The organism is Bordetella petrii (assembly GCF_020991325.1).
Taxonomy (GTDB): domain Bacteria; phylum Pseudomonadota; class Gammaproteobacteria; order Burkholderiales; family Burkholderiaceae_B; genus Bordetella_A; species Bordetella_A petrii_E.
The window spans coordinates 1-9097 of record NZ_JAJMLX010000187.1 but is presented as its reverse complement, the minus strand read 5'-3'; the positions used below and the strand labels follow the sequence as shown (position 1 = coordinate 9097).

General features: G+C 68.6%; 10 protein-coding genes and 2 pseudogenes. 3 read left to right on the top strand and 9 right to left on the bottom strand.

From position 1 onward, the window contains the following. The 3 genes and pseudogenes from LPZ50_RS17185 to LPZ50_RS17175 form a co-directional block, all read right to left on the bottom strand. Positions 1 to 610 (bottom strand): annotated as a pseudogene (locus tag LPZ50_RS17185) (3-deoxy-D-arabino-heptulosonate 7-phosphate synthase); the annotation flags it as partial. A 13-nt stretch (positions 611 to 623) separates the two neighbouring features. After that, positions 624 to 1127, bottom strand: coding sequence for a DUF1801 domain-containing protein (locus LPZ50_RS17180; RefSeq protein WP_230662964.1), 504 nt, complete (start codon positions 1125 to 1127; stop codon positions 624 to 626). A gap of 12 nt (positions 1128 to 1139) precedes the next feature. Next, the gene (locus LPZ50_RS17175; RefSeq protein WP_230662962.1) at positions 1140 to 2063 is read right to left on the bottom strand and encodes a LysR family transcriptional regulator; all 924 of its coding nucleotides are present in this window, start codon (positions 2061 to 2063) and stop codon (positions 1140 to 1142) included. Between the two features lie 169 nt (positions 2064 to 2232). Between LPZ50_RS17175 and LPZ50_RS17170 the strand changes: the two genes are divergently transcribed. Together LPZ50_RS17170 and LPZ50_RS17165 are read left to right on the top strand one after the other, a co-directional pair. After that, positions 2233 to 3252, top strand: a complete 1020-nt coding sequence (locus LPZ50_RS17170; protein WP_230662960.1) for a mandelate racemase/muconate lactonizing enzyme family protein — start codon at positions 2233 to 2235, stop codon at positions 3250 to 3252. Positions 3253 to 3296: 44 nt separating this feature from the next. After that, a complete protein-coding gene (locus tag LPZ50_RS17165; RefSeq protein WP_230662958.1) occupies positions 3297 to 4283 on the top strand; it encodes a Bug family tripartite tricarboxylate transporter substrate binding protein in 987 nt (328 codons plus the stop codon). Between the two features lie 46 nt (positions 4284 to 4329). Here the strand turns inward: LPZ50_RS17165 and LPZ50_RS17160 are convergent, their stop codons facing one another. The 5 genes from LPZ50_RS17160 to LPZ50_RS17140 all read right to left on the bottom strand — a co-directional run bounded on the left by LPZ50_RS17160 (position 4330) and on the right by LPZ50_RS17140 (position 8405). Further along, on the bottom strand, positions 4330 to 4752 hold the full coding sequence (locus LPZ50_RS17160; protein ID WP_230662956.1) for a YgiW/YdeI family stress tolerance OB fold protein: 423 nt from the start codon (positions 4750 to 4752) through the stop codon (positions 4330 to 4332). 89 nt (positions 4753 to 4841) lie between these two features. Further along, the gene (locus LPZ50_RS17155) at positions 4842 to 6215 is read right to left on the bottom strand and encodes an ATP-binding protein (RefSeq protein ID WP_230662954.1); all 1374 of its coding nucleotides are present in this window, start codon (positions 6213 to 6215) and stop codon (positions 4842 to 4844) included. 1 nt (position 6216) lies between these two features. Continuing rightward, complete coding sequence (locus LPZ50_RS17150; RefSeq protein WP_230662952.1) at positions 6217 to 6873, bottom strand: response regulator transcription factor; 657 nt, start codon at positions 6871 to 6873, stop codon at positions 6217 to 6219. Positions 6874 to 6925: 52 nt separating this feature from the next. Beyond that, positions 6926 to 7375, bottom strand: a complete 450-nt coding sequence (locus LPZ50_RS17145; protein ID WP_230662950.1) for a MaoC/PaaZ C-terminal domain-containing protein — start codon at positions 7373 to 7375, stop codon at positions 6926 to 6928. A 28-nt stretch (positions 7376 to 7403) separates the two neighbouring features. Next, positions 7404 to 8405: an AMP-binding protein gene (locus LPZ50_RS17140; RefSeq protein WP_419195606.1), complete on the bottom strand. Its 1002-nt coding sequence runs from the start codon at positions 8403 to 8405 to the stop codon at positions 7404 to 7406. On the opposite strand from LPZ50_RS17140, the pseudogene pstB reads away from it, so the two are divergent. Beyond that, positions 8385 to 8501 (top strand): annotated as a pseudogene (gene pstB, locus LPZ50_RS25470) (phosphate ABC transporter ATP-binding protein); the annotation flags it as partial. The gene LPZ50_RS17140 and the pseudogene pstB overlap by 21 nt on opposite strands. A gap of 274 nt (positions 8502 to 8775) precedes the next feature. Here pstB and LPZ50_RS25430 read toward each other — a convergent pair. After that, the coding region (locus LPZ50_RS25430) for a response regulator transcription factor (protein ID WP_329957674.1) at positions 8776 to 9097 on the bottom strand (322 nt) is incomplete at its 5' end.

The window sequence follows — 9097 nt, the reverse complement described above, 5'->3', positions numbered from 1 at the left end:
GATTCCATAGCGCCTGGTACTGGCGCACCTGCGGGTCCGCCGCCAGGGCCCCCTGTCGCAGCAGGCGCGGCAATTCCGGGGTATCGCGCAAGCGGGCCAGCTTGTCCGCAAGGGCCGCAGCGCCGGTGGCATCCGGCAGGGCCAAAAGGCCTTGCACGGCATCCGCCAGCGCCGGCCAATCGGCGGCGTGGGCGCTGGCTTGCAGGCGGGCCAGGGCGTCGCGCAACGGCCCCGCGGGAAGCTGCTGCTGCCTGGCTGGATGCGCGATGGCGTTCACCGCATTGTGCAGGTTGCGGCGGTCGCGCTGGGCGTGAGCCGACAGCGATGCATACTCGCGCACCTGGGCAGACTGGTGCCGCAGCACCATGGCCTGGAACACCGCATCGCCGCCTTGCGGGCGCAGGGCGGCGTGGATCAGGCGGGCCAGCGCTTCAGTGAAAAGACTTTCGAGCGTGTCGCCAGGAATTTCGTGGCGGCCGGTGGCCAGGCGGGCCGCTTCGATGGTGACGGCCAGCACCGTGGCGGGGGCTGCTTCCTGCAGCCCATCGAGATCCGGCGGGCGGGGCAGGCGATAGCGGCGGGCCGCCGCGCATAGTATGGAGTCCAGCATGCAGGACGCGCGGTCAGGACATCCAGCCGGGCAGGGCGGCGGCCTGGCGGATCCAGTCGCCCAGCTGCGCCTCGTCGATGGCTTCGTTCTCGAAGATGTGCACGTAGCGCGCGTTCGGGTCTTTGGATTCGACCGGCGGCAAGGGCTGCAATGACTGGCCTTGGAAGAAGGCAAGCTTGATGTACTTGGTCATGCAGTGGTAGCTGAGGAACCAGCCCTGGCCCTGCACGCCGTAGAACGGTGAATTCCACTTGACCGCCTTGCGCACGCCGGGAACGCAGCGCTCGATCAGCGCGTCCAGTTGGCGGCCAGCGCCTTGTTTCCATCCGGGCATGGCGGCGATATAGGCCTGCACGGGGGCATCGCCGTCGCCCTTGGGAATTTGCGGGTTCCCGCCAGTCAGCAGTTTGACTTCGGTGGCTGCTGTTTTCCTGGCAGGCGCCTTGCGGGGCGCCGCCTTCCTGGCCGGAGCTTGCTTGGTTGCCGCGGCAGGTGTCTTGCTGGTTTTGCTGGGCATGGAGTATTCCTGTTATGGCTGGTCGGGCGTGATGTGGGCCAGCGCCAGCATATCGTTGGCGACTTGGCTCAGCGCCGCCTGCAGGCATTGGGCGGGTGTGCTCATGGCGCGATCGCGCGACCAGACCAGTGCCAGCACCGGGTCGCTCATTGCCATCAGATGGCGAACGGCCAGGCCTTGCCGCGTGGCATAGTAGGCGCCCAGCGTTTCGACGATGGCAATTCCCAGGCCTTCCGCGGCCAGGGCGCAGGCTGCCGATGACTGCGCAACTTCAATGATAGGGCGATACGGCAGGCCATGTGTTTCGATGGCCTGGCGAGTGGCGCGGCCGGCCGGCAGGGCCGTGCCCAGCACGATCGGCCCCGCCCGGGCCACGTCGGCAAGCGTCAGGCTGGCTTGCCTTGCCCATGGGTGGGTGTCCGCCAGCACCGCATATAGCCCCAGCGAGGCCAGTTCCACACTGCTGACGCGCTGATTGTCCGTGGGGGAACCGACAATGATGCCGAGGTCGATGCGCTGGTCCAGCGCCATGTCGATGATTTCGAGCGCCCCGCCGGCGCGCACCGTTACCGCGACGGCGGGGTGGGCTTGCTGCAGCCGGGCCAGCGCCCGCGGCAGCAGGCTGGATGTGGCGATGGCCACGGCTCCCACCACGACGCGCGCCATCGCCCCGTGGCGGATATCGCGGGCGAGGCGGTCGGTGCTTTCCATGGACGCCAGCGCGTTGAGCACTTCCGGAATCAGGGTCCGGCCCTGGCTGGTCAGCCGCAAGCGGCGGTTCTCGCGGCTGAACAGCGCGAAGCCCAGGCGGATTTCAGTGTCGCGCAGCAGGGCACTGGCCGCGGGCTGCGTCATGCCGATGGAGGCGGCCGCCGCGGTGACGGTGCCATGCTGGTACATGGCGCGCAGCAGGCTGAGTTCTCGACGACTAAACATATGAATTTTGTATGAAGTCAGTCAATCTATCTATTTGACCATATGAATTGGCGCCTTCAAGAATATCGGTATTGCCAACCCATCCTGTGCCGGTATGCATGCCAACCTGATTGTCTCCGTCGACTGCATTCCGATGCGGCTGCCGTTTCATCACTGGAGTTCTCCGCCCATGTTCGCGGGGCGTCCGCGCGATACGCTGGACAGCGCGCTGGTGCGGGTCCAGACGCAGGACGGCACGGTGGGCTGGGGGGAATCGTATTGCGTGGAACCGCGAGCCCTGGCCGCCGTGTTCGAAACCCTGATCGCGCCGCTGGCATGCGGCAAGGATGCCGGCGATGCCGCGCTGCTGCCCGCCATGCAGCGCACATTGCACAATCTGGGCCGTTCCGGCCCGGTGGTGCATGCCTTGGCGGGGCTGGACATTGCGCTATGGGACCTGCGCGCCAAGCGGGCCGGCGTGCCGCTGTATGCGTTGTTGGGCGGCAAGCGGCGCGACCGGGTGCGGGGGTATGCCTCGCTGCTTCAGTACTACGGCGACGCCGGGCGGCTTGATGAGGTGGCCACGCGCGCCTTGCACGAGGGTTATACCGAGATCAAGCTGCATGAGCGCACCGCGGCGGCGCTGGCGGCGGTGCGCCGCGCTGTCGGGCCGGACACGCCGGTCATGGTGGACACCAACTGCGCCTGGTCGCCACAAGAAGCGCCGCGGGCCATCGCGGAAATGGCGGCGCACCAACCGCACTGGATCGAAGAGCCGCTTTGGCCGCCTGAAGACGATGCCGCGCTGGGCAGCTTGAAGCGGGCTTGCCCCATCGCGCTGGCGGTGGGCGAAAACGCCGCCAGCGCCTATGCGCTGCAGCGCCTGGTTGAGGACGAAACCGTGCACTATGTGCAGCCCAGCGTGATCAAGCTGGGCCTGACGGCCGCGTGGCGGCTGGCCGAGCAATGCCGCGGCACGCCGGTTGTGTGCGCGCCGCAAGTGGCTTTTTTCGGGCCGGGATACCTGGCCAGCCTGCATTTGATCGCGGCGCAGGCGCCAGAGGTATCGCTGGAAAGGCTGTACGTGGAATTGGCGCATGTTCCTTACGGGCACAGCGTGCCCGTCGACAAGGGCTGGATCAGCGTGCCCGAGACGCCCGGGCTGGGCGCCGACCCCGAAGCCGCGCTCATCGACGGCCATTACCGATAACGCTGCGCAAGCCGCGTGAATCCACAATAAAACAAGGAGACTCCATGAACACGGATCGCCGTATTTTCCTGGCGCGCGGCGCCGCGCTGGGCATGGCTGTTGCCATGCCCTGGGCCGCCCATGGGCGCGCAACGTACCCGGACAGGCCGATAAATGTGATCGTGCCGTACCCGCCCGGCGCCGCCACCGACCGCCTGGGACGCCTGGCCGGCCAGTGTTTCAGCGATGCCTACGGCCAGCCCGTGGTGGTCGAGAATCGCGGCGGCGGCGGCACAACCATCGGCACGCGCGCCGTGGCAACGGCAGCAGCCGATGGCTACACGCTGGGTTTCATTGATTCCACCTTCACCATCAACCCCGGGTTGCTGGGCGACCGCCTGCCTTACGACACTTTCAAGGATTTCGCGCCCGTGTCCCTGATGGCGACGGCGCCGTTCGTGATGGTGGTGCATCCGTCGGTGCCGGCCGGGACGCTTGCCGAGTTCGTCGCGCTGGCGAAGGCCAAGCCGGGCTCTTTGTCTTATGGGTCCGCGGGGGTGGGCAGCGGGCCGCACCTGGCGGGCGAGCAACTGCGCCAGCAGGCGGGCATCAATGTGCTGCACGTGCCGTATCGTGGCGGCGGCACGGTATTCACAGACCTGCTGGCGGGCCAGATCCAGTTTGCCTTCGCCACGGTGCCCACGCTTGCCGGGCACATCAAGGCGGGGCGCCTGCGCGCCCTGGCCGTTACCAGCGAGCAGCGCGCGCCCCAACTGCCCGATGTGCCGACGTTCCGTGAAGCGGGCCTGGCGGGCGTCGATACTTCGCCGCTGTTCGGCCTGGTGGCGCCCGCCGGTGTTCCGCGCGATATCATCGACAAACTGGCTGCCACGCTGGACGAATCGGTGCGCGCCGGGGATCTCAACAAGAAGCTGGCCGAGGCCGGCTTTACGCCCGTTGGCAGCGGCCCCGCCGCGTTCGGCGAGCGTATTCGCGCCGATGTGCGGAAGTGGACGGAGCTGATCCAGCGCGGGGGTATACGCGCCGAGTAAGGGCAAGGCAGGCAAAGGGACGGGGCTGGCGTCCCTGGGGCCCTGCTTACTTTACGCGCACTTCGTCCACGTCGAATTCCACGCCCTGGCGGTCGCGGTCGATTTCGCCGCGCAGTTCCACCATGGTCTTGTCGTCGATCTTCGCGCCGGCGGGGAAGTCGTCGTCGTCGATGTCCACGCGGATGCGCCCCGTGCCGTCATCGAAGGTGTAGTGGTCATCGCCGTCATGCGACACGATGCGCCCGCGCAGGATGGCATTCTGGTCGTCGCGGCCTTGGTCCAGCACTTCCTTCACCGACATGACGCGCACGGAGCTCGGCCCCGCATAGCCCTGCTGCGTGGCGGCCGGAGCGGAACTGGGCCCGGTATAGGCCTGGGCATGCACGCCGCCCGCGATCAGGGCGCCGGCCAGCGCGGTGCCGGCGATCAGGGTACGGGCCAGGGGCTGGCGTTGGAAAGTCTTGGTCATGGTATGGGTCCTTGCGCGGATGCGCGATGGGTTGAACACGCCACTATTAAAACCAGCGAAGATGAAGTGAATCTGAGCCGCGTACGGCTTCAGCCCGGCGGGCGTTCTGCAAACCGTAGCACCGCGCCCAGGCCGCGTCCATCCAGGCCGGTGCCGAACTGCAGGACGCCGCCGTGCAGTTCGACCACCCGAGCCACGATGGACAGGCCCAGCCCGCTGCCCGGAACCTGGCTGCCCAGCACGCGGTAGAAACGCTGTGTCAGGCGTTCGAGGTCGGCCGCCGCCACGCCGTTGCCATCATCGCGCACGGCAAGGACCAGGTCGCGCCCCTGCCTGGCTACCGATATTTCCACGTTACCGCCCGCCCGGCCGTAGCTGATGGCGTTATGCAACAGGTTGCGCAGCGCGGTCAGCAGGCCGTCGCGGTTGCCGGCCAGGGCATCGACGCGGCAATCCACGGTGACGGCCACGCCGCGTGCAGCGGCGTCGGGCGCGCAGGCGCGCACCGCTTCATCCAGAAGTTCGCGGGCGTCGATGCGTTCGGTGACCAGCGCCTCGGCCGACTGCGGGTCCAGGCGCGCCAGCTGCAGCAGGCTGTCCACCAGGGCCGTGGTGCGCGCGACATCATCGCGCAGGCGTTGCAGGTGGACGGCGGCGGGGTCCTGGCGCTGCAGCAGTTGTATGCGCGAAGCCAGGGCCGCCAGCGGGGTGCGCAGTTCGTGGGCGGCGTCGGCGGTGAAGCGGCGCTCGCCTTCCAAGGTGTGCGCCAGGCGGGTCAGCAGGCGGTTCAGGGCGGCGACAATGGTGCGCACTTCGCGGGCCTTGCCGCCGTAGGCCAGGGGCGACAGGTCGGCGGGCGACCTGGCCTCGATGCCGCGCGCGATGCGGTCCAGCGGCGCAACCAGGCGGCGGATCAGCCACCAGTTCACCAGGCCCAGCAGCAGCCACAGCCCTGCCAGCGGCCAGGCCAGCGATTCCAGCATGTCCACGATCAGGTCGGTGCGGTCGTCCCATTCCTGGCCGATCTGTACCGAGAAATCCTGCTGGCTGTGATGGCGCACGTAGACCCGCCAGAGTTCTCCATCGGCGCGCACGTCGTAGAAGTGGTCGTCGCGCGCGCCGTGCGCCACGAAGGGGCGCCTGGGGGCGTCTTCGCCACGGCGGATCAGCGCGCCATCGTGCGAGACGATCTGGTAATCCAGCCGCAGGGCCGGTTCGGCGTTGTCGCGGTCGCGGGACGGCATGGCGCCGCCGGGCGCGCCTTCGCCCAGGGCCAGCACCAGCCGGGCGCCTTCCTCCAGGATGTCGTCGAAGGTATCGTTGACTTCTTTCCAGGCCAGCGCCAGCACGATCGCGGTGCTGACCAGGCCCACCGCGATGCTGGAACCCAGGGTGGTGGATATCAGCCGGCGGCGGATGGAGTATCCACCGGGATCGGGTGGTGGTTGGCGGCGCCAGCGCATGTCAGTCGGCCAGCCGGTAGCCCTGTCGGCGGATGGTCTTGATCGTGTCCGGCGAAAGCTTGCGGCGCAGGTTGTAGATATGGACTTCGATGGTGTTGCTTTCCACTTCATCGCCCCAGCCGTACAGGGCCTGTTCGAGCTGGTCGCGCGAGACCACATGGCCTGGGCGGCGGATCAGGGCGTGCAGTACGGCGAATTCGTGGGCAGTGAGGTCCACGCCCCGGCCTTGGAAACTGACCTGCTTGGCGGCGGGATCCAGGGCCAGGCCGCCGTGCCTCAGCACCGTGTCGGGCTGGCCGTCGTGGCGGCGCACGGCCGCGCGGATGCGGGCCGAGAGTTCTTCGAGGTCGAAGGGCTTGACCAGGTAATCGTCGGCGCCCAGGTCCAGGCCTTCGATACGGTCGCGCACGGCATCGCGCGCGGTGATCATGATAACGGGCAGATTGTCGCGCCGCGTGCGCAGCGCCCGCAGCAAGGCGTCGCCGGTCAGGCCTGGCAGGCCGCGGTCCAGCAACAGGCATTGATAGTCGTGCGTGGCCAGCGCGGTCTGGGCAAGGTCGCCCCGGGTGACGCGGTCGACAACGTAGCCGTCCAGCGTCAGCCAGGATTCGATCGACTCGCCCAGCGAGACATCGTCTTCGGCCAGTAGGATGCGCATGCGCAGACTATACGCCACAGGATGAAGCGAATCTTAAGATCCGCCCGGGCGGTCAGGGCCGGTTTTTCAGTACCAGTACTTCGCTGCTGCCGTCCTGCACCGTTACGCCGTCCTGGTTCACCATGCGCAGCCGCCGGTCAATGGCACCGACGCGTTCGCTGGTGCCGGGGTTCACCGCCAGGATCTCCAGCTGCAGATGCAGCGTATCGCCGATGAATATGGGCTTCAGGAATTTCCATTCGCGCAGCGACAGCATGGCAACGACCGACCGATGGAAAATGCCCAGCTCGTGCATCATGCCGGTGGCCAGCGCGATGCCCAGGGTGCCGTGCACCAGGCGCTGGCCATAGCGCGTGCCGGCCGCATAGGCCGCGTCGGCGTGTATGGGGTTCCAGTCGCCCGACAGCATGGAAAACATGGTCAGGTCGGCCTCGGTAATGGTGCGTCCGCCGCTTTCGAAGGTCTGGCCGGGGTGGAAGTCATGGAAGTACAGGGAATGCATCGGGGCGGGACCTCGCGTGCGCCGGAGTTCAGGCCGGCGTTTCCTGCCGCAGGCGTTCGTCGGCCATCTGGCGCAACTTGGCCCGCTGGATCTTGAAACCATTGGCGCTGGCGGCGGTGGGGAATTCGTCCACCAGCCACAGGCGTGCCGGCACCTTGAAGGGCGCCAGCGCGGCGCGCAAGGGCGCCAACAGGGCGTCGGGGCCGATGCCGGGGTCGGCGATCACGAAAGCCGCGGCGCGCGGCTGGCCGCCCAGCGTGATGCCAACGACTTGCGCATTGCGCACGCCGGGCTGTTCTGCCAGCGCGTGTTCGATCTCCGCCGGGTCGACCAGGAAACCGCCCAGGCGCAGGGTATCGCCCATGCGCGCCAGGTAGACGAAGCTGCCGTCGGGGCGCAGGTAGCCCAGGTCGCCGGTGCGGAAGTAGCCGTCGGTGGTCAGGGCCCGCGCGGTGGCGTCGGCGTCGTGCAGGTAGCCGATGAAATTGCCGGGCGCGCGGATCTCGATTTCGCCCGGCACTCCCGGGGCGCATAGTTCGGGGCTGGCGGGGTCGCGCACGCGCACCCGCGCGTCGGGCGACGCGGGAATACCGCCGCCCAGGGCGCGTTCGGCCACGGGCAGGCGGGCATCCTGCAGCGAGAACAGGGCCTGCACTTCGCTGGACCCGTACAGGCCGCGCAGCGGAAAGCCGCGTTGCCGCAGCGTTTCCACCAACTCGGCCGAACCGGGGCTGAAGCTGGCGAAACCGAACACGCGCGCGTCCGGAAAAGGCCGGTCGCCCGGTGCTTCCTCGGCAATGCGGCGCATCATCTCGTCGCTGCCGAAGGTGTGGGTGATGTGTTCGTCTCGCAGCAGGCGCGCGGCGCGCGGCGCGTCGAACAAATCCATCATCACGGTCGTGGCGCCGCCCATCATGGCGGCCAGCACGCCGTTCAGGCCGAATACGCCGCACACCGGCAGGGCCGCCAGCAGGCGCGCCCCGGGTTCGCCCAGGCCATAGGCCCGGGCGACCTGGCGGCCGTGGGCCAGCCCGGCCGCCTGGTGGAGCTCGACGAGACCGAGCGGATCTTCTCGAACCCCTCGGTCCAGGCGACGGAGGACTACATCTCGGGCCGCTTCGGATAACCCCGGACCGTCTGCGGTGCTGCATGGCGGTGCCACCGCAAGACGAAGGGCGCGCCCCCTGGTGCCAGGGGGCGGGCCCCTTTACGTAACCCCCGCCAAGCCCGGGAGACCGTTTGCGCCCGCGGGCCCTGAAGGGGCGCGGGGAACTGCGCGACCAGCCACCCACGACCCGCAGACGAACCCCTGGCTTGAAGGGGCGCGGGGAACTGCGTGGCCGACTCGCCACCCGGTCGCAGGCGGAAGGAGGGGGCTGGGCGCAGCCCGGGAAGGGGGCTTACGGCAGGAGGCGTTGCTCCTTGCCTCGGGCCACCGCCCCCGCCCGCGTCTCCACCCCCAACTTCTCGTAGATCCGCCCCAGATGCGTCTTCACCGTCGCCTCGCTGATGAACAGCGCCCGCGCGATCTCACGGTTGCCCAGGCCCCCGGACAGCTGCGCCAGGATGTCCAGTTCGCGGTCGGTGAGCGAGGGCGCGCCCGTACCCCGCATGCGTTCCATCACCCGGCTCGCCACCGGCGGCGACAGCGCCGTACGGCCCTGGGCCGCCGCGCGGATCGCCGCGAACAGCTCCTCCGGGCGTTCGGCCTTCAGCAGGTAC

What these genes read in the sequence shown, in the direction of transcription:
- LPZ50_RS17150 (WP_230662952.1), bottom strand. Translation starts at nt 6,873, where the DNA reads ATGCGCATCCTACTGGCCGAAGACGATGTCTCGCTGGGCGAGTCGATC.
- LPZ50_RS17145 (WP_230662950.1), bottom strand. Translation starts at nt 7,375, where the DNA reads ATGCATTCCCTGTACTTCCATGACTTCCACCCCGGCCAGACCTTCGAA.
- LPZ50_RS17165 (WP_230662958.1), top strand. Translation starts at nt 3,297, where the DNA reads ATGAACACGGATCGCCGTATTTTCCTGGCGCGCGGCGCCGCGCTGGGC.
- LPZ50_RS17155 (WP_230662954.1), bottom strand. Translation starts at nt 6,215, where the DNA reads ATGCGCTGGCGCCGCCAACCACCACCCGATCCCGGTGGATACTCCATC.
- LPZ50_RS17160 (WP_230662956.1), bottom strand. Translation starts at nt 4,752, where the DNA reads ATGACCAAGACTTTCCAACGCCAGCCCCTGGCCCGTACCCTGATCGCC.
- LPZ50_RS17180 (WP_230662964.1), bottom strand. Translation starts at nt 1,127, where the DNA reads ATGCCCAGCAAAACCAGCAAGACACCTGCCGCGGCAACCAAGCAAGCT.
- LPZ50_RS17170 (WP_230662960.1), top strand. Translation starts at nt 2,233, where the DNA reads ATGTTCGCGGGGCGTCCGCGCGATACGCTGGACAGCGCGCTGGTGCGG.
- LPZ50_RS17175 (WP_230662962.1), bottom strand. Translation starts at nt 2,063, where the DNA reads ATGTTTAGTCGTCGAGAACTCAGCCTGCTGCGCGCCATGTACCAGCAT.